Below are 24420 nucleotides of genomic sequence, written 5' to 3'. Positions count from 1 at the left end.
GGTATCTCCCGGTAGCGGAAAGCATCGTTGGCGAAACGGCCCGGAGTCTGCCGCGACGCTCGGGCATCGCGGCAGGTGTGGTTATCGGGGCGCGGTACGCTTGACCACCTTGCGGATCACGAAGGGCAGCACGCCGCCGTTGGTGAGGTAGCGAATTTCCTGCAGGGAATCGATCCGGGCAAACAGCGGCACCTGATCCAGTTCGCCGTTGCTGCGCCGGACCGTCATCGACACCGGGTTGTTGCCCACCACCAGGTCGTCCAGTCCGGCGAAATCGAAGTGTTCGCTGCCGTCCAGCTTGAGGTCTGCGACCCGCTGCCCTGGGGCGAACTGCAAGGGCAGCACCCCCATGCCAATCAGGTTGCTACGATGGATCCGCTCGACGCTGCTCGCCACCACGGCTTTGACGCCCAGCAACGCCTGAGCCTTGGCCGCCCAGTCACGGCTTGACCCCGCCCCGTAGTTGATACCGGCGAACACCACCATGGGAATCTGCTCGCGAATGTAGCTCTGTGCGGCCTGGAACAACGGCAGGCACTCGCTATGATCGGCGTTCCAGGCCCAGACACCCGGTCCCGGCTGCTTGTCGCCCAGCAGCAGGTTTTTAACCGAGCGATTTGTGAAGGCACCGCGCACCATGACTTCGTGATTGCTGCGCCGCGTGGAGTACTGGTTGAGATCCTGTGGGTCCTCGCCGCGCTCCAACAGCCATTGCCCTGCCAGGCTGTCGGCCGGAATCGCGCCGGCGGGCGATATATGGTCAGTGGTGACGTTGTCGCCGACCACCATCAGCGCCCGTGCGCCGTTGATTGCCAGCGAATCCTTCGGTTCGGCCTTGATGTCGGCCAGGTACTGCGGGCGGCGCAGATAGGTCGACTCCGGGCTCCACGGAAACTGCACGCTGCCCACCGCCGACAGCGCCTGCCATTGATGAGTGCCGTCCCAGACCGTGGCCAGACGTTGCTGGAAGAATTCAGGCTTGAGCACCCTGAGCACCTGAGCCGCGATGTCCGCATCGCTGGGCATCACATCGCGCAGGTAAACCGGGTTGCCTTGCTGATCCTCGCCCAGCGGCTGGGATTCGAGATCGGTGTCGATGGTCCCGACGATGGCGTAGGCCACGCAGAGCGCCGGAGACGCCAGGTAACCGGCCTGCAGCTTCGGATTGACCCGCCCTTCGAAATTGCGGTTGCCGGACAGGACGACGACGCCTTTGAGGCCCTGATCGGCAAACACCTCGACGTGTTCTTCGAGCTTGCCGGAGTTGCCGATGCAGGTCATGCAACCGAAACCGGCCAGGTCGAAGCCCAATGCCGAGAAATCCTCCAGCAGATTGGCTTCAGCCAGATAGTCTGCGACCACCTGTGAACCTGGAGACAGGGAGGTCTTGACCCAGGGCTTGCGTTTCAAGCCCAAGGCTCGGGCATTGCGGGCCAGCAGGCCGGCCTGGATCATCTGTGACGGATTGGCGGTATTGGTGCAACTGGTGATGGCTGACATCACCACCGCGCCGTGGGTGATGGGTTCGCCGAAGCTGGGCTCGAAGAAGCGCTGTTCGACCGGACCGGCGATCAGATTGCCACCGCCCAATACGCCATCGCGGAATGACGCCGCGGCGTTGGCCAGACTCTGCCGCTGATGCGGTTGATGAGGGCCGGCCACGCTCGGCTCGATACTCGCCAGGTCCAGATCGATCAGCTCATCGAACTGCGGCTCGGCGTGCTCGTCGCGGCGCCACAGCGGTTGAGCGCTCATGTACGCCACGACCTTACGGCGCAGCTGTTGCGAACGCCCGGTCAACTCCAGGTATTTCAGGGTGTCGCCGTCGAACGGGAAGAACACCACCGTCGCACCGTACTCCGGCGCCATGTTCGACACCGTGCCGCGTGCCGCCCAGCTCAGGGTAGATAAACCCGGCCCGGTGAACTCCACGAACTTGCCGACCACCGAGCGCTTGCGCAGGATCTGCGCCACATGCAGGGACAGGTCGGTCGCCGTCACGCCCGGGCGCATGGTGTTGGTGACCCGAATACCGACCACCTTCGGAAAACTGATCGGCACCGGCTCGCCGACCATCGCCGCCTGCCCTTCAAGGCCCCCGACGCCCCAGCCCAGCACGCCGATGGCATTGATCATCGGCGTATGGCTGTCGGTGGCGACCATGTCATCGGGGTGGAGCATGCGCCGGCCGTCGTCGGTCGGGCTTTCCCAGACCACTTGCGCCAGCGCTTCCATGTTCATCTGGTGGATGATGCCGGTGCCGGGCGGAATGACCCCGAAATTGTCCAGGCTCTTCTGCGCCCACTTGATGAAGCGGTAGCGTTCGCTATTGCGGCGAAAGTCGATATTCAGGTTTTCTTCCACGGCATCCGCTTCGGCGTAATGCTCGACGATCACCGAATGGTCGATGGTCAGCACGGCCGGAATCAGCGGGTTCATGGATTTGGGATCGCCCCCCAGTTCCGCCACCACATCACGCATCCCGGCGAAATCGGCCAGCGCGGGCAGGCAGGTGGTGTCGTGGAACATCAAGCGGTTGGGCTGGAACGGCACTTCGCAGTCGGGGCCTTCACCCAGCGCCCTGGCCAGTACCGAAGGCAGCGCCTCAGGGGTGCAGCGGGCGACGTTCTCCAGCAGGATACGGATCGAGTACGGAAGTTTCGCTATCTGCGCCGGGGTCAACATCTTGTGCAAGTCGACATAGGCGAACTGCTCACCCTCGACTTCCAGAGTGTTCAGCAGGTCGGTTGCAATCTCGGTCATGACGGCATCGCTCATTTTTATAATGTCCACGGTGTAGATCGAGGGCTGACTCACTCACCGCTGATGGGCGAATAGTAGGGGTCGTGGCCCAGGATGAAAATTGATGTATTGCCAAGCCTGCGTTCTCCAAACGAGAACGCTCCAACGCTCAGGCATCGGCGTGTTTCAGGTTGTCGATCAGGGTTTTCAAGGTCGGCGACGCGGCCTCGTATTTACGAAATACCAGCTGCAATGAGCGTTGCGCCCAGGGTTCATCGAGGGTGACAGCCGACAGTTTCAGGCTGCGCAGATACGGCTGTAGCACCGTGCGCGGCAGAATCGCCAGACCCAGTCCGCTGGCAACCATGCGGCACATGCACTCGAAACTGCTGATCCGGATTCTCGGTTTCAGCACCTTGCCCAGCTTGTCGGCCTCGCGGGTCAACAGCCTGTGCACGGAGCTTTCCAGATGCGGGCCGATGAATTCATGCTCCAGCACTTGGCTGAAGCCGATGCGTTTTTCACAACCCAGGGGATGATCCTGAGGCACCAGCAGGGTCAGCTCATCACGCCGGTAAGGCTGGGTTTCCAGACCCTGCGCCGGCGTCTGCTCGGCAATGATGCCCAGATCGGCACGGCCATCGGCGACGGCCCGAACCACCGCCGACCCTACCCGCTCTTCGATATCGAACTTGATCTGCGGATAGGTCGCGACAAACCGGGCGATATCGCCCGGCAGGAATTGCGAAAGCGCAGAGGTGATGGCGTGAATACGCACATGCCCCTTGACGCCGGCAGCGTAGTCGCCCAACTCGTTATCCAGGCTGGCCAGGGTCTGTCTGATCTGGCGCGCGTAAAACAGCATGGACTGGCCCGCCGGAGTCAGATCCACCCCGCGAGCGTTGCGCACCAGCAGGTCGGACCCGGCCTGGGCTTCCAGTTCGGTGATGCGCTTGCTGACGGCCGACACCGCCAGATGCTTGAGCCGAGCCGCGCGGGTCAGATTCCGCTCCTCGGCCACCGTGATGAAAATGTCCAGGCTGGTCAGCTCGTATCGCATGGCGGTTCCTCTTGGCCGGCGACATTAACCGTGAGCAAAACCATATGCCGGGCAAAGGCATTTTGTACGCCAATGTAACGCAATACAATATTATTTTCAGGAACGACCGGTCGCCATGGCGACTCGTGGCGGGTGCGTCAGGGGGAAGGGTGTAAAAGGATCGACCTGCCAGCCGGCAGGCCACGGCGACTCAAGCGTCAGCATTGTTACGCATGCGCTTCTCGGCCTCTTCGCGAGCCTCTTTGTCGGTCTTCTGCCGACCGGCGATATCCAGGTGATGGCGCAGGAAGCCGGCAGCCGCTTCGCATTTGCCGCTTTCGATCAAGTCCAGCAGCTGGATATGCTCGTGACACTGGGTCACCAGGCGCTGGCGGTCCACGTTGGCCTTGTAGCTCATGAACCGCCGCAGCTGATTCTGACGACGGATCGCCTCGAGGAAAAAGGTATTGCCGGAACACCTGACAATCAGCTCATGCAGCTGGGAGTTGATATGGAACAGTTGCGACCTGGACAGCTTGAAGATATCGCCATCAAGCAACTGCTGCTGCAGCGCCCTGGCCTTGGCGAATGCCGCCTTGTCGACCTTGTAACCGGGTTCCAGAACCGCAGCCGGCTCAATCGCCATGCGAAACCGGTAGCTCTGGATGTGGGCGCTGGAGTCATGCAGGAAGGCGTTGATTTCCCAGCCCTGCCCCGGCTTGCGCTCGATCATCGCTTCGTTGGCCAGGCGATTGAGCACCTTCATCAGCTGACCGCGAGGCACGTCGTACTTGCGAATCAACTCCGCCTCGAAGAATGTCTTGGGAATGTCCCCGCTCAGCACATCGTCGACGACACGCAGATAGAAATCCTCGAACGGGTCAGCACCCATCGGCAGCTTGCCGATCTCGATGCCCCGGGCGTCGCAGGTCAGGAAATACCCGCGGTTTTGCTCGCGCCTGGCAATACCCAGTTCTTCCAGCAAGGCGAAACAACGGCGAATCGGCGAGCGGGAAACCCCCAACTCCTTGGCAAATGCTTCTTCGCGCAGCGGATCACCACTGCGCATGGAGCGCGCACGGGCCATATCGACGATTTTGGGCGCCAGTTGCTCGGCCAGATCCGATTTGATCCGAAGCTTGGAATGGCCCTCTGCAGGGGCTGGGGCTACGCCGATAGAATCCATGATCGCTCGTGAAGATGAGGGTTGATGCGCAAGGGCCGACTGCATCGTCGGCCCCGCCAAAATACCACAGCTCTTGTGCCGAGACATCCGGGCAGCCCATGCCTGACCGGTTACGGGAACATCGAAAAGGCTCCCGTGACCGCCATCGCCCCCATGATCAGGAAGGACAAGGCAAATGCCCATTTCATGGTGTACTTCTGGTGGTCGCTGAATTCAACCCCGGCCAGACCACACAACAGATAGGTGGACGCCACCAGCGGACTGAGCAGATGCACGGGAGAGCCAATCAGCGAAGCGCGGCCGATTTCGGCATGGGAGATGCCATACGCTTCCGCCGCCTTGGCCAGCACCGGCAGCACACCGTAGTAGAAGGCATCGTTGGACATGAAGAACGTGCCCGGGATACTTGCCAAAGCCGTGATCGGCGCCATGTAAGGACCCCAGTTGTCCGGCAGCATCGCCAGAAAGCTGGCTGACATCGCATTGACCATGCCGGTGCCCGACAGGATGCCGGCCAGAATCCCGGCCGCCAGGAAGATCGCAATCTGGTTCAAGGCGGTAGGCGCGTGCGCCGCAATGCGCCGACGCTGATCGGCCATGTGCGGATAGTTGATGACCAGTCCGACCGAGAACGCCACCATGAACAGGATCGCCAGCGGCAGCCATTCCATGACCAACCCTGCCATGAGTGAGATGGTCAGCACTGCGTTGAGCCAGAACATCTTCGGACGACGCAGTTCGGCGTCTTCCTCGGACATCGCCGGCAGCCCGGCGGCGTCATCGTCGAAGGAAGCGGCGTAGCCGTCATCCGGCAGGCTCAGTTTGCCCAGGCGCATGCGCTCGCGAACGCCGATGAACCAGGCCAGCGCCATGACCCCGAGAAAGCCGATGACCATGGCCGGAATGATCGGCTGGAACAGATCCGACGTCTCAACCTGCAACGACGCCGCAGCCCGCGCCAAAGGCCCGCCCCACGGCAGCAGGTTGGTGACACTGGCGGCCAGGATGATCACGCACGTCATGGCCAGCAGATTCAGCTTCAGCCGTTTGAACAGCGGCAACATGGCCGTCACGGTAATCATGTAGGTGGTGGAACCATCGCCATCGAGCGAGACCATGCCGGCCAGCAACGTGGTGAACACCACCGCCTTGACCGGATCCCCCTTGATGATCTTCAGGAACGCACGGATCACCGGGTCGAACAGACCGGTGTCGAACATCATCCCGAAATACAGGATGGCGAACATCACCATGATCGCCGTGGGTGCGACCTTCTTCAGGCCGTCGATCATCATGTCGTCCATCTCGGCACCGAAGCCGCCAATGAGGGCGAAGATAATCGGAACAATGGTCAGAGCAACCAGAGGCGACAAGCGCTTGGTCATGATCAGCGCCATGAAGGTTACGATCATGCCGTAACCGAGAATTGACAGCATCTGTATTTCCTCGACTTGAAATGCATTTGTTTTTATGGTCAGCGCCGGGCGCTGTTCGAGAATTACATGCAGAACACGCAGGCCGGCCGGACAGCACCGACCCGCCGAGCCGGATCAACTCATGTGCAGGCCGCCATTGATGGAGAAGTCCGCGCCATTGGCGTATCCGGATTCCTCGGAGGCCAGCCATGAGCAGATCGAGGCGATTTCCTCGGGGTTGCCCAGGCGCCGGGTCGGCACTTCACGGATCAAGCGATCCATGGCGTCGACGGTGGTAATGGCCTTGAGTTTGGGGGTGGCGATATAGCCTGGGGAGACGGTGTTGACGGTGACGCCCCGCGACCCGACTTCCCGGGCCAGCGCGCGGGTAAAGCCACGGATGGCGGATTTGGCGGTGGAATAATTGACCTGGCCGACCTGACCCAGCTGGGCGTTGACCGAGGAGATATTGATCACCCTGCCCCAGCCGCGGCTGACCATGCCGTCGATGACCTGCTTGGTCACATTGAACAACGAATTGAGATTGGTATCGATCACCGTCTGCCAGTCGCCGGGCTGCATATCGCGAAAGGTCACGTTGCGCGCGGTACCGGCGTTGTTGACCAGCACATCAATGGGGCCGACATCCTTGAGAATCTTCTTGAAGGCGATCTGGCACGAATCCCAGTCCACCACATTGCCCTCGGACGCGATGAAGTTGTACCCCAGTTTTTTCTGCTCGGCGAGCCAGGCGGTCCGCAGCGGCGAGTTGGGCCCACAGCCCACGACCACGGTGAAGCCGTCCTTGGCCAGGCGCTGACAGACTGCGGTTCCAAGCCCCCCCATACCAGCGGTGACGTAAGCGATGCGTTTAGTCATATGGAGCACTCCGTTTGTTTTTGTAGGGGAGTTTCGGACGGCCATCGCGGGCCTGACGCCTACTAAACGCTAATCAGGATTGTTTTGCAAGACTACGACGTACAATCTAAGGCGCATCCTGTTTCACCATCATCCAGGCGCGGTGCGACCGCACCTGGGGTTCTACGACAGCAATTTATCCGTGCTGCAGGCTTGCCATGACCCGTCACTGACCAGGAACGCTGACCTCAGCCTGGCCGGTAGCGTCCAGCGCCCGACGCACGAATCCGCTGGCCTTGTGGCGTTCGACAAACTCGCGGACAAAGGCCGCACCGGCTGTGCACTGGCGTGGCACCGCCATGGCCTGGCGAATGGAGGTGAAGGTACCTTCGAGGACGCGATAATCCGGATGGGTCGCAGCGAATGTATCCAGAGGCTGGCGAACGCCCGCAGCGGCGTCGAGCTTTTCATCGAGGAACAGCTCGACCGCGCCGGCGGAGGTTTGCGCCCGATGCAGCTGGGCGTGCTGCAAGGTCCGGGACAAGTACAGGTCGTAGGCCGCGCCCTTTCCAACCGCCAGTTTCAAGCCGGGCTGGTCAAGGTCTTCCACGTTGACGAAGCCGGAATCGGCCTTGACCAGATAGGTTCCCTCGATGGCCACGTAGGGCTCGCTAAAGGCGACCTGCTCGGCCCGCACCGGCTCGATAGCCAGGAAAGCAACGTTCCAGACGTTCTGCCCCAACGCCGCAAACACTTTGCCCGCTGCATCGAATGTGACCATCTCAAGGGCCACCCCAAGCTCTGCTGCAAAGGCCTTGGCCAGTTCAACGGACACACCCTGCGGGCTACCGTCGGCCGCCTGTTGGGCAAGCACCGGATTGCCGAAGTTGATTGCCGCACGGAGGATTCCGCCGGGTGCCAGATCAGCCAGGACCGCAGGGGACAGTTCGCTCATGATTCGCTCCAGTTCGTGAGCCCGGGCAACCGCCTGGGCCGTAAGGTAATGGCAAGGTCAACGCACAAGGTGCGTACCGCACGCGCAGCTAATAGACCTCATCCACCAATGGTTTTCAAGGTAACGTAATACAATCTAGCGCGCGGCAGACAGTTCGTCAGCTGGGCTCAAGGTTGCGAAAACATCTGGGCGCCCCAAGACTCCGGCCCGCACCAAGCAGTCAGCCTGCGGAGAATACAAAAAAGCCGCCTTTGAACGTCAGTTATATGGCGCCAATTCCGCTCCACCTCTACCAAACATCGAAATCCGACAAATTCCCGACATACGGCAATAACTTTCCTATTTTGCAGGGTCATAGCTCCATGCTCGCCGATTGGATATTGGCACGCAGCGTGATCCCAGCCCGAAATCGGAGATAAGTGCATGATTTTCAACGTCAAAAATTTTGGCGCCAAAGGAGATGGCGTCACTGACGACACGGCGGCCATTCAGCAAGCCATCGATGCGGCGGCAGCCGCCGGCGGAGGACAGGTTTACGTCCCGCCCGGCACTTACATTGTCAGCGGCGGCGAGGAACCGTCCGACGGCTGCCTGATGCTCAAGAGCAATGTCTACATGTACGGCGACGGAATGGGCGTCTCGAACATCAAGGTGGCTGACGGCTCGGACACGAAAATCACCGGCATCATCCGCTCCGCCTACGGCGAAGAAACTCACGATTTCGGGCTGAGCAATCTGACCCTCGACGGCAACCGGGACAACACCACCGGCAAGATCGACGGCTGGTTCAACGGCTATATCCCGGGCCAGGAAGGCTACGACTCCAACGTCACCCTGGACGGCGTGGAGATCAAGGACTGCTCGGGCTACGGTTTCGACCCGCACGAACAGACCGTGAACATGGTCATCAAGAACAGCGTGTCCCACGGCAATGGCCTGGACGGGTTCGTTGCCGACTTTCTCAGCGACAGCAGCTTCGAAAACAACATCGCCTACGACAATGATCGTCACGGGTTCAACGTCGTCACCAGCACTCACGATTTCACCCTCAGCAATAACGTGGCCTATGGCAACGGCGGTGGCGGGATCGTCGTGCAGCGCGGCAGCGAGAACATCCCGTCGCCGAGCAACATCACCATCACCGGCGGCGAGGTCTACGGCAACGGCGCGGAAGGCATCCTGATCAAGCTGTCCAGCGACGTCACCGTCAGCGGCGTGAACATCCACGACAACGCCAGCGCCGGCGTGCGCATCTACGGCAGCACCGATGTGGATGTCACCAACAACACCCTGAGCAACAACGCGCTGGGTGGCGCGGTGCCGGAAATCATCATTCAGTCCTACGACGACACCAATGGTGTGTCGGGCAAGTATTTCAACGGCAGTGACAACACCATCCAGGGCAATACCATCACCGGCAGTGCACAATCGACCTATGGCGTCGCCGAGCGCAATGAAGACGGCACCGACCGCAACGCGATCATCGGCAACACCATCAGCCACACCAGCAAGGGCGACACGCTGGTGTATGGCGACGGCAGCTACGTCAGCGCGACAGTGCCGGTGGTGGCCGTGCCAGGCACCGACGGCAATGACACCCTGCAAGGCAGCGATGCCAACGAAATCTTCTACGGCGCTGCGGGCAATGACCGCATCAACGGCGGCGCGGGCGATGACATCCTGGTCGGCGGCGCTGGCGTGGATAACCTCACCGGCGGTGCGGGCGCGGACATTTTCCGCTTCAGCAGCCAGTCCGACAGTTACCGCACCGCCACCACCAGCTTCGACGACACCATCACCGACTTCGACGTGACCCAGGACAGGATCGATTTGGCGGACCTGGGCTTCACCGGGCTGGGCAATGGCCGCGGCGGCACCTTGCAGGTCAGCTACAGCGCCAGCAACGACCGCACCTACATCAAGGATTACGACGCCGACGCCAGTGGCAATCGCTTCGAATTGATCCTCTCCGGTAACCTGGTCAGCCAACTTACCGCCGACCACTTCATCTTCAACCGCACCGTCACCGGCACCGCCGGCAATGACTCGCTGCAAGGCACCGAGGCGGCCGACATCTTGCTCGGCCTTGACGGCAGCGACAGCCTGGCGGGCGGCGGTGGTGACGACCGACTCGACGGCGGTGCCGGACAGGACACCCTGACCGGTGGCGCAGGTGCCGACACGTTCGTGTTCTCCAGCCGCACCGACAGCTACCGCAATTACGACGCAGGCGGCGCGAACCTGGGCGACCTGATCACCGATTTCGACGTCACGGCCGACAAGATCGACCTGTCGGCGCTGGGCTTCACTGGCCTGGCCGACGGCAATAACAACACGGTCTATGCGGTGCTCAACGAGGCCGGCACCAAGACCTACATCAAATCGTTGACCGCCGATGCCGACGGTAACCGCTTCGAAGTGGCGCTGGACGGCAACTATCTGGACAAGCTGACCAGCGCCAACTTCGTGTTCGCCACGGCCCCGACAGTCAACCAGGCACCGGTGGTGGCCAATCCGTTGCTGGACCAGAACGCCACGGAAAACACCCCGTTCAGTTATGTCGTGCCCGGCACCAGCTTCACCGATCCGGATAACGACACCCTGAGCTACACCGCCTCCCTTGCCGACGGCAGCGCCCTGCCCGACTGGCTGACCTTCGACGCCGCCACCCGCACGTTCAGCGGCACCCCAAGTGACAGCGCATCGGGCACCTACGCGATCAGGATCACCGCGACCGACGCCAGCAATGCCAGCGTCAGTGACAATTTCACCCTTGCCGTGCAGGACGTATCTACCGCACCGGGCGTTATCAACGGCACGCCGAACAACGATAACCTGACCGGCACCGCCGGCAACGAGCAGATGTTCGGCGGCGCGGGCAATGACACCCTCGATGGCGGCGACGGCAACGACATCCTTATCGGTGGTGCCGGCGCGGATAAGCTGACCGGCGGCACCGGGGCGGACGTGTTTCGCTTCAGCTCCAAGCTCGACAGCTACCGCACCGCGACCGCCAGCGGCGCCGACCAGATCCTCGACTTCGATGTGTCCGCCGACCGAATCGACCTCTCGACCCTGGGCTACAGCGGCCTGGGCAACGGCCTCAACGGCACGCTGCAGGTGACCTATAACGCGGGCAACAATCGCACCTACATCAAGGACAACGTGGCGGACGCCAACGGCAACCGGTTCGAGATCGCGCTGGCGGGCAATCTGGCCGGCACCCTCAACGCCAGTCATTTCGTCTTTGCCGACCAGACCATGCCGAGCAACGTTGCGCCGGTGGTGGTGATTCCGCTGCTGGACCAGAACGCCACCGAAAGCTCGCCTTTCACCTACACCGTGGCCAGCAACAGCTTTTACGACGGCAACAACGATTCGCTGGTCTACAGCGCGACCCTCGACGATGGCAGCGCCCTGCCCGACTGGCTGAGCTTCGACAGCACCAGCATGACCTTCAGCGGCACGCCGACCAGCACCGCGTCGGGCAGCTACACCGTGCTGATCGAAGCCACCGACCCATCGGGGGCGTCGGTCAGTGATCGATTCGCCCTGGTCGTGGCGGATGCACCAGACAGCACCATTACCGGCACCGACAACCCCGAGACTCTGTCCGGCACCCTCGGCGCAGACCTGATCCTGGGCCTTGGCGGCAACGACACCATCCGGGCCGGTGCCGGAGCGGACATCATCGACGGCGGCGCCGGACGCGACTCGCTGTATGGCGGCGACGGCGCCGACACATTCCGCTACACCAACGTGCAGGACAGCTATCGGGACTACGACGCCGGCGGCGCGACGGCCACCGACACGATCTACGACTTCACCCACGGTGAGGACAAGATCGACGTATCGGCCCTGGGCTTCCTCGGCCTGGGCGACGGCAGCAACGGCACCCTTTACCTGAGCCTGAACGCGGCCGGCGACAAGACCTACATCAAATCCAGCCAGGCGGACGCCGACGGCAATCGCTTCGAGATTGCCCTGAGCGGCAATTACCTGAACACCCTGACCGCCGACGATTTCGTCTTCGGCCAGCGCGCGCAGCAGGACATCCTCTTCCTGCCGACCCTGGGCCAGTCCAATGCGCGCCTGCTGCGCATGACCGAGGACGATAACCAGTCCGGCACCTCGGCGCTGGTCGACGGCTTGAGCAAATACACCACGTATGACGTGCGCAGCCAGTTCAACGACGCCGATGGCAACGGCATCGACATCGCGGTGGGCGGCAGCACCGTCAACGGCATGTCGACCCTGGGCGCTGAAGAGCTGAAGCTGTGCTGGTGGCTGACCGACACCAACCAGCCGGGACCGGCTCTGCTGCGCGCCGTGGCGTTGTTGCAGGACCAGCTCGGCGAACTCAAGTCAATCGACAACGTGACCATGGGCATCATCTGGGGCCAGGGCGAAGAAGCGGCGCAGGAAATCGCCCGCGCTTCGGACAAGGAAGCCGCCGCAGCGTCGTACAAGGCCGCGACGCTCGCCGTGTTCGACTACCTGCATGCGCAGCTCGGCGACTTCAATGTGTACATGATGGAAACCGGTCATTACGACCAGGACGCCGCCCGCGCTCGAGGCTTCTCGGAAGAAAAGATCGCCGGCATCGTCGAGGGTGTCGGCTACGTCCGCGCTACCCAGGAGGCGATTGCCGCCGAACGCGATGACGTCAAGCTTGCGGTGGACTACACCGACCTGCCGTTGCGCCACGAAGTCGACCCGCTGGTGTATCCGGATGACGTCTGGCACTTGCATGAGGAATCGGCGGAAATCGTCGGGCAACGTCTGGCCGACTACATCGCTGACGACCTGGGTTTCCAGGGCGACCCGACGGACAACAACAGTGTCCAGGCCATCTTTGACAACGCCCAGAACGAAGGCGGCATGATTTTCGGCACCGACCAGGCCGACACCCTGGTGGGAACCTCCGGCAACGACACGCTGGATGGCGATCTGGGCGCGGACAACATGAGCGGCGGCGACGGCAACGACATCTACATCGTCGACAACGCGTTCGACAGCGTGACTGAAAGCAACGACTCCCCTTCGCAGATCGATACGGTGCAATCCTCGGTCAGCTGGACCCTGGGCGCGAATCTGGAGAACCTGGTGTTGTCCGGTGTCTCGGCCATTGCCGGTAACGGCAACGAGCTGCGCAACTTCATCACCGGCAACGCGGCGGCCAACGTGCTGAACGGCGCGGGCGGTGCCGACAGCATGAGCGGGGGCAACGGCAACGATACCTATTTCGTCGACAACAGTGGCGACAGCGTGATCGAAACCAATGCCGATCGGGTCGCCGGCGGCGTCGACAGTGTCTACAGCAGTCTGGCCACCTACACCTTGGCCAACAACGTCGAGAACCTGTACATCAACACCAGCGATGCGGCCAACGGTATCGGCAACGCGCTGGACAACGTGCTGTTCGCCGGCGCCGGGAACAACGTGCTGGACGGCCGCGACGGCAATGACACCGTGTCCTTCGCCCGGGCCCTGGCCGGGATCACCGCCACCCTCTCGACGTCGGCTCAACAGGACACCGTTGGTTCCGGCCTGGATACGTTGAAGAACTTCGAGAACCTGACCGGCAGCGGCTTTGCAGACAGCTTGACCGGCAACAGCGGCGCCAACGTGCTCAACGGCGGCGCGGGTAACGACACACTGGTCGGCGGTTCGGGCAATGATCGATTGATCGGCGGTGAAGGAACGGATTACCTCACCGGCGGCACCGGCGCCGACAGCTACGTATTCGGTTCCCTGGCGGAAATGGGCGTGGGTGAACTGCGGGACGTGATCAGCGGTTTCAAGAGCGCCGACGGCGACCTGCTCGACTTCAGCGGCCTGGATGCCAATCCGCTGACCACGGGGATGGACGCGTTCCGCTTCATCGGCAGCGATGCCTTCGACGCCACGGACGCCACCGGCCAGCTGCGCTTCGCCGACGGGATTCTCTACGGCAGCGTCAATGCCGATGCGACGCCTGACTTCGAAATCCAGCTGGTGGGCGTCAAGGAGCTGCACGCCAGCGACTTCGCCGCCTGACTGATCTTGTAAAAGCACAACGGCCTCCATTGGAGGCCGTTTTTTTTTGCCGTTCAGCAGCGCGCTTGGCTGCCAAGAGACTTACGCGGTTTGCGTGATAGAACAGGCCGTACGCCCAGGCTTGGGGCCGCGCCCGGGCTCAGCTCAGAACAGGCTCTGCACTTTCTCCAGCACTGCTCGATTCATCTGCCCGGTGTGGGTATGCAGGCTGACGTAACTCTGCAGCATGTCCAGCTTGGTGTTGAGCAGATCGCGACGCGCCTGGAACACCCGTTGCTGGGCATCGAGGATATCCACGGTGGAGCGCACCCCGCCTTGAAAGCCTTTTTCGGTCGAAGTCAGCGCCCGCTGATTGGACGCCACCGCACGCTGCATGGCCTGGCTCTTGGTAAATCCGGCCACCACGCCCAGGTAATCGGTTTCGATGTCTTCGGCCAGTTGCTGACGCTGCACGTCGTAGTCGGACTGCGCGCCGGCCAGTTGCGCCTCGGCCTTGGCGACCGACGCACGCACCGAGCCGCCCCGGTACAGCGGAATGTCCAGCTGCACGCCCACATAGTAAGTGTCCTGACGCGGATCGAGTTCCTGATACTGACGGGTCTCGCGGCGGGTCAGTTGCGTGGTCAACGACAGAGTCGGATAGTGCCCGGCACGCTGGGTGTCGGCCTGGGCCTCGGCCACTTTCACCGCAGCCAGGCGTGCCGCCAACTCCGGGCTGGCCTCGCGGGCCACGGCTGTCCAGTAAGACAAATCCTGCTCCGGCGCAATGGGTCCGCCGGCGTCGACCTCTTCACGCATGGGCTGAATGTCCTGCACCGCCACCTTGGTGCGCCCGGCCAGCGCACGCAACGCGGCCATCCGCCGGGCCTGGGCTTCGGCTTCCTGCGCTTCGACCAGATCGAGCCGGGCCTGGGCCTCATCGATATCGGTGATTGCACCCTGCCCGGCCTGATAAAGCTTTTTGCTCTGGGTGACCAGGCCGGCGATGGCCGACTTCTGCTGGCCGATCAACTTGATTTCGTTTTCCGCCCGAGCGACGTCGAAGTAGCTTTTGGCGACCCGATCAAACAGGCTCTGGCTGGCGACATCGAACTGCCCGACGCCCAGGGCGCCACGGGCCTTGCCTTCCTGATACGCGGCCCAGCGTGCCTTGTCGTACAGCGGCTGCTGCGCGGCAAGAGTTACGTTGTTGGCTTGATAGTCGTTGCTGTTGACGTAGCCGGTATCATCGCCGCCGTCGGTGCGCCCGCCGCTGCCGTAGCGCGAGCTGAGCGATACCTGCGGATACAGGCCGCCGCGGCCTATATCTGCTTCATGCCGGGAGGCGTCATAAGCGTGGGTGGCCGACTGCAAGGTCGGGTCGTTGGCCCGCGACGCGTCATAGGCCGCAGTCAGGCTCAAGCCCGCTCCGGCTGCCAATACCTGAGCGCAACCCGCCCAGCCCACACAAAGGCCCATGAACAATTGCTGGCCGTAGCGATTGCGATGCGTCATGTCATTCTTCTTTGAAAGCGGCGATCAGGCGTTCGCGCAGGGGTTTCATCAAATAGTTCATCAGCGTGCGTTCGCCGGTGACCACCGTGACATCGGCCAGCATGCCGGGGCGCACCAGCAGACCGGCGTCGTGCAGCGCAACCACGGTCTCGGCCGGAATGTCGACCTTGGCGGAAAAGTACGGCTGATGGGTCTGCTCATCGATCAACTGATCGGCTGACACCGTCCTGACCGTTCCGGTCACCGTGGGCGTATCGACCCGTTGCAGCGCGGTGAAATGCACATGCACCGGCAGGCCGGGCCGCAGCTTGTTGGCCATCAGCGGTTCGAAGCGGGCGGTGATCGCCATCGGCGCATCCAGCGGCACCACCTGCATCAGCGTCTGGCCCGCCTGGGCGACGCCGCCTTCGGTGTGGATACTCAGGTCCATGACCTGCCCGGCCACCGGGGCGCGAATGGCGCCGTTGTCGACTTCGAATTGCAGGGCGCGAATCTGATCGGCGAAGCCTGCCGCTTCAGCGGACACTTCACTGAGCTGGGTTTCCGCGTCACGGCGGAATTCCTGCCGGGTTTGCAGGATCTTCAGGCGGCTTTCATTGATGGCCTGGCGGGTCTTGCCCACGTCACCGATACCCGATGCAATTTGCCCGGCCAGCTGCGCAGCGTTGCGCTCGGCTTCGAACAACTTGTTGCGCGGCACGTATCCTTCCCGCGCCAGATCCCGCAGGCCCACCAGTTCCTGCTGCTGAAACTGCATCTGTGCATCGTAATTGCGCTTCACGCCTTCGTAGCCACGCAGTTGCTGCTGCAGGGATTGCACCTCGTGTTCGAGGATCTGCACCCGACTGCCCAGCTCGGCGCGGCGGGTCTGGAACAGCTGGCTCTGCAAAGCCATGGCCGCCTTGACCCGCGGCTCATCGGCTCGTTCCAGCAACTCGACAGGCCACTGGATGGTCGGCTCGCCCAAGCGTTCGGCGATCAGCCGCGCTTCTACGCTGCGGTCGTTGAGCAGCTTGCCCAACGTGACGTCCAGCTGCGACTGCGCCTGCAGGGTATTGAGCTGCACCAGCAACTGCCCTTGAGTGACCCGGTCGCCGTCGTTGACGAACATTTTCTCGACCACTCCGCCGACCCGCGATTGCACTGCCTTGCGCTCGCCGGCCACGACCACCGTGCCGCTGCCGATCACGCCCTGGTCCAGCGGTGCCAGGCACGCCCACAGCAGAAATGCGCCGAAAGCGACCACCAGAAAGCCGACGCCATAGCGCGCCGCGCTGCCGGCGTCGGTGCTGGCTTGCGGTAATGCGTCGGGACTGCGCACGTTCAAGCGAGGCTCGCTGCGCACCTCACGGCTCGGGGTTACGTCACGCATTGTTCCCGGCCTCCCGGACAACAGGCGTTCTGGCGGCGGGCGCCAGCGCCTTGAGCACGGCATCCCGCGGCCCGAAAGCCTGTTGGGCGCCGTCCTTGAGCAGCAGAATGTGGTCGGCGACGGCCAGCACGCTGGGTCGATGGGTAATCAACACCACCGTGCTGCCGGCCGCCTTGAGCGTGGAGATGGCCTGGATCAGCGCCAGCTCGCCGGCTTCGTCGAGGTTGGAATTGGGTTCATCGAGCACGATCAGCGACGGGTTGCCATACAGCGCCCGGGCCAGACCGAGACGCTGTTTTTGCCCGCCGGACAGGCCCAGGCCACCGGGACCGAGCAGCGTGTCGTAACCCTTGGGGAAACGCAGAATCATCTCGTGAATCCCGGCATGGCGGCTGGCGGTGATGATTTTCTCAGCGTCCTGTTCGCCAAAGCGGGCGATGTTGTCGGCCACGCTGCCGTCGAACAGCTCGATGTCCTGCGGCAAATAACCCAGATGCGGGCCCAGCGCGTCGTGGGTCCACTGGCTTATCTCGGCATCGTCCAGGCGCACCGAGCCTCCCATCGGCGGCCAGACCCCGACCATTGCTCGGGCCAGGGTCGATTTGCCGCTGGCGCTGGCGCCGATCACGGCGAGCACTTCGCCTTTGTTCAGCGCCAGGTTGATACCGCGCAGGCTCGGCTGGGTCGCACCGGGCGGCCCGGCATAGAGTTGTTCGAGGCGCAGCGCGCCGCTGGGCGGCGGCAGTGGCATGCGCAGCGGCTCGCGAGGGTGCTGGTGCAGCAGTTGGCTCAGGCGCTGATAGCTCTGGCGCCCGGAAGTGAATTGTTTCCATGAACCGATGGCGATCTCCACCGGCGCCAACGCCCGGCCCAGCAACAGCGACATGGCAATCATCATGCCTGCAGACAGTTGCCCTTCCAGCACCAGCAAGGCGCCCAGCCCCAGCGACAACGACTGGCCGGAAATACGCACGAAGCGCGTGGCGGAAGTGATACGCGCGCTGCGGTCGCTGGCGTGGGCCTGGGCAGCGATGATCCGCTGTTGCATCAGGCTCCAGCGGTCCCGCAGCGGGCCAAGCATGCCCAGCGCCTGGATAACCTCGGCGTTGTGCAGGGTGCTGTTGACGTAGCCGGCCGATTGCACGCCCAGCCGGTTGGCCTCGCCGAGTCGCGTGCGGGTCGCCAGCTCGCCCCATAGTGCCAGGCCGACCAGAATCAGCGCGAGCACCAGGGTGAGCACGCCGAACCACGGATGAAAAATGAAGGCCACCAGCAGGAAAATCGGCAGCCACGGCGCATCGAGCAGCGCGATCAGCCCTTGCCCGGTAATCAACTGGCGCAGGCTGGCGAGATCGCTGAGCACTTGTGCCGGGTTGGCATTGTGCTCGCGCAGGCTGCGGGCAAACGCGGCATCGAAAATGCGCTCGCCCAACGCATCATCCAGGCCGGCGCTCATGCGGATCATCACCTGCCCGCGCACCCACTCGATCAACCCGCTGAACAGGAACAGTCCCATTGCAATCAGGGTGAGCATCAACAGCGTGGTTTCATTGCGGCTGGTCAGCACGCGGTCGTAGACCTGCATCATGTACAGCGAGGGAACCAGCACCAACAGGTTGATCACCCCGCTGAACAACGCCAGCGCCCAGAACACCCGGCGGTAGGCAAGCAGCGCTGCATCAATGTCATGACGAGGATCGAGGAGAAAGCGCATAGAGTGTCAGCCGGTAAGAAATAGGTCAGTGCTGGTCGCATTCCGTGCGCCGGGTACCCGGATGATGCTCGCCCGGCGGAAAGGCCCCGCCGAATCGCTTCACGCGTGTCAAATGCCCTCAATCCAGAGCGCGAGGATGTGACAGCATTTCGCCACATAAGTGCCGAAGCCACGAACTTTTCGTCTCTCGTTGCAGGGTCTGATGGGTAGTGCTTGACGGACGGCAGACTGGAGTTGTCCGGGGATTACGGGCACCGCCAGCGCACTGGCGGATGTCCAGAGATGAAGCGCCTTGAATCGTCGCAGACGGATCGCCTGAATGGTCCGGCATGCCCGGACTGCCCCGACACATGCATCAGATGACTGATCGATCAGCGCCCAGCAGCTTTTTGACTTCGGCAATGACCAGGTCGACGTTGAAGGGCTTGGCCAATACAACATCGAATAAATCCGATCGCTGCATGCCGATGTGGGCCTGCGCCCCGCTCATCAGGATGATCGGCAAATGATTGACCGCAGGCAGGGCGCGGACGGCGGTGGCGAATTCCAGGCCGTCCATGACCGGCATCATGAAATCGGTAATGATCAAGGCGGGGCGTTCTCGGTCCAGAACATCGAGCCCTTTTTGACCGTTACTGGCCTTCACGACCATGAACCCTTCATCCTCAAGCGCGTAGCCCAGGATATCAGCGATCAAATACTCGTCGTCTACGACCAGAATGGTGGTCATGTTAATTCAATCCGCTTGAAGGCTTAAGATATCGAACCGGAAGTTGACTCAGTGGGGACTGACGGTTCATGTCTTAAAGCCTTCTTCAGAAAAACATCTTGATCTCGGATAACGACCTCATATCGTGAGGGGTCGTAGGAGCTATCTCGCACTTTAAGAATGGAAAGCGTCCTGCTTAGTTCAGTGTGATTCTCGGAGAACCGCATCAGCATCAGGTTATCGACGATGCTGGACAGGTCAGAGTTCGGTGCACTGACCTCGGAGCCAAATAAATCGCGCATTTCCCAAGACGCAAACACCGTCACGCCCCTGGATCGCAGCTCGTTCATCAATGCGCTGAAGAAGTCCGTGATCCGCGCCGGATTGGTCGAGACTCGCGTCATACCGCTAAGGCTGTCGATGAACAGGCGCTTGATGCCTTTCGCTTCGACGATGCTCAGCAGTCTGCCGCCCAGGCCGTCGAGCAGACCTTCGGTGGTGGGCTGCCAGGCGATACTCAACGCGCCGCTTTCTTCCATGCCTTTGATATCGATACCCAGTGACAGCCCTTTCAGATGCAAGCGCTGCGGGCTTTCATAAAAGCCGAAGTGCAGGCCCGGAGCGTCCACCGTCGACTGGGCCAGAAATTTGAGACCCAGCGTCGTCTTGCCGATTCCGGAAGGCCCCATGACCAGAGACACACTGGAACTGTGCAGGCCGCCGCCCAAGATACCGTCCAGTGATCCAATGCCACTGGCGATGCGGGTCATGTCAGCGCTGTCGGGACAGGACGGGTGGCTGTACAGACTTTCCAGCCGCGGGTAAACCACCAGGCCCTGGTCGGTAATTTCACACTCGTGCAGACCGGTCATTGCTCCGCTGCCACGCGTTTTACGCAACTGGATGCGGCGCACCGAGCGCGTGCCGTAGAGTTCCTCGCCCATCTCGATCACGCCATCGACCATCGTGTGTTCAGGGCTGCCGTCGTCGAGTCGGGAGCTGGTCAGAAACAGCACGGTGCAACCGGCGAACGCAGCGTGTCCCTGCAACTCCGAGATGAACTTCTTGGTGTCGATGGGCGAATCGGCTTTGGAGCGCGCATTGAGTAAGCCGTCCACCACCAGCACCGTGGCTTTCTGACGGCTTATTTCGCGCCGCAGCAGTTTCACTACTTCGTCCAGACCTTCGTTTTCCAGGGTATCAAACGCGCTGACGAACTGGATTTCGGCGCCGACTCTGGAAGAGTCGAAAAAACTCAGGGTGGAAAGGAATTGGAAAAGACGGTCATGGGACTCGGCCAGCAACGTGGCGACCAGAACCCGCCCACCGTTGTTGGCATGATAAAACCCCAGCTGATTGGCGAGGATCGTCTTGCCGGACCCAGGGCGCCCCTGGATGATGTACGAAGCGCCTGCGACCAAGCCGCCCTTGAGCAGAGCGTCGAGCCCTTCTATTCCACTTTGAAGGCGTTTTAGCTTTTCCACAATGCGACCCTGATCTGAAAACAGGCTGTTTAAAGCCCAATGACCGGGAATGCTAACGCCATTTTCACTCTGGGGCCATTCAGACCTGAAGCCGGAGGCGGTCAGTGCATCGTGCACTACAGGGTTTCAGCGGCCCAGCCACCGTTCACGACTCAGGATCGATTGCAGGTCACGTCTGCAAGTTCGCAACGATGGCAGGCCTGAGGATTCTGAATGCACGGCGGCGAATCGAACTACACATTGAGTTGATTCAGCGCTTCCCGAAGCTCTGAATTGTTACCGCCCAGGGCACTGGTGGCAATGGCAGCATTGCGAAGTAGAATCGCCGCCGCGTGCTGAATATGTTCTTTCGAGAGCCGATCCGAAGGTCCGGAAAGTGTCAGCGCGCCTTTCAGCTCGGTACCTACCGCGAAGACCGGGACTGACACCGCCGTCGTCTCCGGGTCACGCTCACCGAACGAGCACGCCCAGCACCGCTCCCGGACGTCTGCCAGCGCTGCATCGCCCTGACGGGAGAAGGCCCGAAGGATCTTTCCGGACGCGCCTGCATGCAAAGGAAAACGCGCCCCTTCGAGCACGGAAACCCGCACGGCTCGCTTGGGTTCCACGCGAAACAGCACCACCCGACTGCCGTTTTCCAGCACGTAGAAAGAGGACGTTTCGCCGCTCTCCTCGGAGATCGATTCCAGCAGTGGATGGATGATATCGCGCAAGCGGAAGGAGGCCTGGTACAGCTGGGACAAGCGAAGCGGCTCTGGCCCCACCGAATAAGTGCCATCGCCCAGGCGCCGCACAAATCCTGCTTTTTCCAGCGAGGCAATCAAGCGCAGGATCGTGCTTTTGTACAGGCCGGTGCGGCGTGCCAGTTCCGCAAGGCTCAGGGACTCGTGGCCGATATCGAAAGCGCCGAGGATCGCGAAGGCACGGTCCACGGCGGCGACGCCTCCCTCGGCTGCACTGGCCTGGGCCGCAGGAGAGTTATCAGGTTCGGTATTCATGGTCACTCATAGGTTGGGTTCCGCTGGCGCAGCGCAGCATCCTGGTCTGCGCTCACGTCGCGGATATTTTCAGTCCGAGTAACATACACTTTCGGTCCCGAGTGCCGCCAGTGCATCAGTCTTTCGCGCAGCAAGAAACACAAGCAAGCCACCGGGCGGCGGGGATGATCGCCGGCAACGGTGGAATCCAGGCTGGGGTTAGCGCACGACACCGCGCCCGCGCAGGGCATCGATGTCCTGCGCGCCGTAACCCATCTCCTTGAGCAGCTCTTCGGAATGACTGCCTAGAGCCGGAACATTGAGGCGCGCGTCGAAACGCTGTCCATTCATCTCGAATGGCAGCATTGGCACTTTCACAGGATCGCCGTTATCCAGAACAAGCTGTGCCATGCCTCCAGAAGTATTCAAATGAACGTCGTCGAACAAATCCTGGGGACGCTGAATAGGTGAGAACGGCAAGCCGGCCTGCTCGCACATGTCCATGACCGCTTGCTTGTCCAACTGGGCAAGTCGCTCTCGGACCAGGGGAAGGATCCTGGCCCTTGCGTGCACTCGCTGAGTATTTTTCGCAAGCTCCGGGTCCCGACCCAGTGCCTCGAAACCAAAGGCCTGGCAGAAACTCAGCCATTGGCTGTCGCTGACCACCCCCATGAACACCTGCTCACCGTCACCGGTGTCGAAGACATCATAGATAGCCCATGCCGAGAGGCGGCTGGGCATCGGCGCCGCCGGCTTGCCGGTGGTTGCCATTTGCATCATGTGCTGACCGACCAGAAACGCGGAGTTCTCGAACAGTCCGGTCTGCACGAATTGCCCTTCGCCGGTTGCCTGCCGTTGCCACAGGGCTGCAAGGATCGAGATGGCACTGAACATGCCGCCCATTACATCATTGACCGAAGCACCCGCGCGCAAGGGACGCCCTTCGGGACCTGTCATGTAGGCCAGACCCGTCATCATCTGCACGACTTCATCCAGGGCCGTACGGTGTTCATACGGCCCGGGAAGAAAGCCCTTCATGGAGCTATAGATAATGTCCGGCTTGATGGCTTTGATCTGTTCATAACCCAGGCCGAGTTTCTCCATGGCCCCAGGCCGGAAATTTTCGGTGACCACGTCAGCACTCTCGATCAGCTTGCGTACCGCAGCCATGCCCTCCTGCGTCTTGATATCGACGGCGAAGCTTTTCTTGTTGCGGTTGTAAGTCATCCAGTAGCCGGCGCCCGAACCTGTCAGGCGGCGAGTGTTGTCGCCCTCAGGTGTGGGTTCGACCTTGATCACCTCGGCGCCCAGATCCGCCAGGACCAGGCCGCACGTCGGCCCCATGACCATGTGCACGAATTCGACCACGCGTATGCCCGCCAAGGGCAAGGCCTGAAGCTTTGCATTGTGCGGGCTCATCGTACACCCTCTGCATAGTGAAAATTCTTGCCGACACCCGCATCAGGGATGAACCCGTAAAGAGGCTCGCCGGGAAGGCCTTTTTTCAGCCATTCCCGCGCGGCCACAAGCCTGGCGATATCGACGCCCGTGCGAAGCCCCATCGATTCGAGCAAATACACCAGATCCTCGGTCACGATATTGCCCGACGCACCAGGCGCATATGGACAACCGCCGAGTCCCCCCTGAGAGGCATCTATCGTCGTGACCCCGACCTCCAGCGCGGCAACCACATTCGCCAGTCCTTGACCTCGGGTGTTGTGAAAGTGAGCACTGCCGGCCTTTGCACCGATTTCACCGCGAAGACGCGTGAACACACGGCGAACCTGTGCCGGATTGGCGTAGCCGACGGTATCTGCCAACCCGACTTCATCCACGCCCAGCTCCACCATGGTCAGCGCCATGCGGATCACGTCGTCTTCAGGAACCTCCCCCTGAAGGGTGCAACCAAACACCGTCGACAGGCCGGACTCGATTTCCACATGGGGGTACTGCTCGTTCCGAAGCGCGATCACCGCGCGCACCTCTTCGTAAACCTGCTCGTGGGTCTTGCGGATATTGGCGATTGAGTGCGGCTCGCTGACTGAGATCGGCAGGGTGATCTTCTGCACGCCCGCAGTAAAAGCGGCCTGCGCACCTTTGAGATTGGGCACCAGCGCAGTGACGAATACCTCGGGGCGCTGACGCATGTGCCGGACCAATTGCGCTGCATCCGCCATTTGCGGAAGCAGCTTTGGGGAAACGAAGGAGCCGATTTCGATTTCCCGCAGCCCGGCGTCCGCAAGGGCAGTGAGCCACTGAAGTTTGAGGGCCGTTGGCATCGTGGCCTTGACGCTCTGTAAACCGTCCCTGGGGCCAACCTCACTGATCAGAATATCGATGTTGTTTTTATGGTTCATCGCCAGTTCCTGAATGCAAAAAACATAAGTTCTGTTAGATAGAACATCGTTCTGATTAAAAGAATGAGCGTGGCGATGG

15 protein-coding genes are annotated in these 24420 nt (G+C 61.7%); 1 reads left to right on the top strand and 14 read right to left on the bottom strand.

Going from position 1 to position 24420, the window contains the following annotated elements:
- Window positions 1–81: 81 nt before the first annotated feature.
- The 6 genes from acnA to EGJ27_RS00380 form a co-directional block, all read right to left on the bottom strand.
- Window positions 82–2763, bottom strand: coding sequence for an aconitate hydratase AcnA (acnA, locus tag EGJ27_RS00405; protein WP_125828649.1), 2682 nt, complete (start codon window positions 2761–2763; stop codon window positions 82–84).
- Between the two features lie 148 nt (window positions 2764–2911).
- The gene (locus tag EGJ27_RS00400; protein WP_125828648.1) at window positions 2912–3802 is read right to left on the bottom strand and encodes a LysR family transcriptional regulator; all 891 of its coding nucleotides are present in this window, start codon (window positions 3800–3802) and stop codon (window positions 2912–2914) included.
- A gap of 190 nt (window positions 3803–3992) precedes the next feature.
- Window positions 3993–4967: a GntR family transcriptional regulator gene (locus EGJ27_RS00395; RefSeq protein ID WP_125828647.1), complete on the bottom strand. Its 975-nt coding sequence runs from the start codon at window positions 4965–4967 to the stop codon at window positions 3993–3995.
- A 110-nt stretch (window positions 4968–5077) separates the two neighbouring features.
- Window positions 5078–6403, bottom strand: coding sequence for a CitMHS family transporter (locus EGJ27_RS00390; protein WP_125828646.1), 1326 nt, complete (start codon window positions 6401–6403; stop codon window positions 5078–5080).
- 114 nt (window positions 6404–6517) lie between these two features.
- A complete protein-coding gene (gene phbB, locus EGJ27_RS00385; protein ID WP_125828645.1) occupies window positions 6518–7261 on the bottom strand; it encodes an acetoacetyl-CoA reductase in 744 nt (247 codons plus the stop codon).
- A 205-nt stretch (window positions 7262–7466) separates the two neighbouring features.
- A complete protein-coding gene (locus EGJ27_RS00380) occupies window positions 7467–8195 on the bottom strand; it encodes an ABC transporter substrate-binding protein (RefSeq protein WP_125828644.1) in 729 nt (242 codons plus the stop codon).
- A gap of 423 nt (window positions 8196–8618) precedes the next feature.
- Between EGJ27_RS00380 and EGJ27_RS00375 the strand changes: the two genes are divergently transcribed.
- Entirely contained in the window at window positions 8619–14234 is a 5616-nt protein-coding gene (locus EGJ27_RS00375) for a putative Ig domain-containing protein (RefSeq protein WP_125828643.1), read from the top strand.
- Window positions 14235–14378: 144 nt separating this feature from the next.
- Here the strand turns inward: EGJ27_RS00375 and EGJ27_RS00370 are convergent, their stop codons facing one another.
- From EGJ27_RS00370 to EGJ27_RS00335, 8 genes are all read right to left on the bottom strand, one after another.
- A complete protein-coding gene (locus EGJ27_RS00370; protein ID WP_125828642.1) occupies window positions 14379–15728 on the bottom strand; it encodes a TolC family outer membrane protein in 1350 nt (449 codons plus the stop codon).
- 1 nt (window position 15729) lies between these two features.
- Window positions 15730–17100: an HlyD family type I secretion periplasmic adaptor subunit gene (locus EGJ27_RS00365; protein WP_125828641.1), complete on the bottom strand. Its 1371-nt coding sequence runs from the start codon at window positions 17098–17100 to the stop codon at window positions 15730–15732.
- A complete protein-coding gene (locus EGJ27_RS00360) occupies window positions 17093–18814 on the bottom strand; it encodes a type I secretion system permease/ATPase (RefSeq protein ID WP_125828640.1) in 1722 nt (573 codons plus the stop codon). Before EGJ27_RS00360 ends, EGJ27_RS00365 begins: the two co-directional genes overlap by 8 nt.
- Window positions 18815–19169: 355 nt before the next feature.
- Window positions 19170–19544, bottom strand: coding sequence for a response regulator (locus tag EGJ27_RS00355; RefSeq protein ID WP_125828639.1), 375 nt, complete (start codon window positions 19542–19544; stop codon window positions 19170–19172).
- A gap of 23 nt (window positions 19545–19567) precedes the next feature.
- A complete protein-coding gene (locus EGJ27_RS00350; protein WP_177522922.1) occupies window positions 19568–21010 on the bottom strand; it encodes an ATPase domain-containing protein in 1443 nt (480 codons plus the stop codon).
- A 230-nt stretch (window positions 21011–21240) separates the two neighbouring features.
- Complete coding sequence (locus tag EGJ27_RS00345) at window positions 21241–22005, bottom strand: IclR family transcriptional regulator (protein WP_125828638.1); 765 nt, start codon at window positions 22003–22005, stop codon at window positions 21241–21243.
- 198 nt (window positions 22006–22203) lie between these two features.
- Window positions 22204–23403 (bottom strand): CaiB/BaiF CoA-transferase family protein, encoded by a 1200-nt coding sequence (locus tag EGJ27_RS00340; RefSeq protein ID WP_125828637.1) that lies wholly within the window; start codon window positions 23401–23403, stop codon window positions 22204–22206.
- On the bottom strand, window positions 23400–24341 hold the full coding sequence (locus EGJ27_RS00335; RefSeq protein ID WP_125828636.1) for a hydroxymethylglutaryl-CoA lyase: 942 nt from the start codon (window positions 24339–24341) through the stop codon (window positions 23400–23402). Before EGJ27_RS00335 ends, EGJ27_RS00340 begins: the two co-directional genes overlap by 4 nt.
- Window positions 24342–24420 lie beyond the last annotated feature (79 nt).

Origin of the sequence: Pseudomonas sp. v388 (genome assembly GCF_003935425.1) — a bacterium.
In the GTDB taxonomy this organism is placed as follows: Bacteria; Pseudomonadota; Gammaproteobacteria; order Pseudomonadales; family Pseudomonadaceae; genus Aquipseudomonas.
The sequence above is the reverse complement of the archived record's forward strand: the minus strand, read 5'-3'. Positions and strand labels throughout refer to the sequence as shown.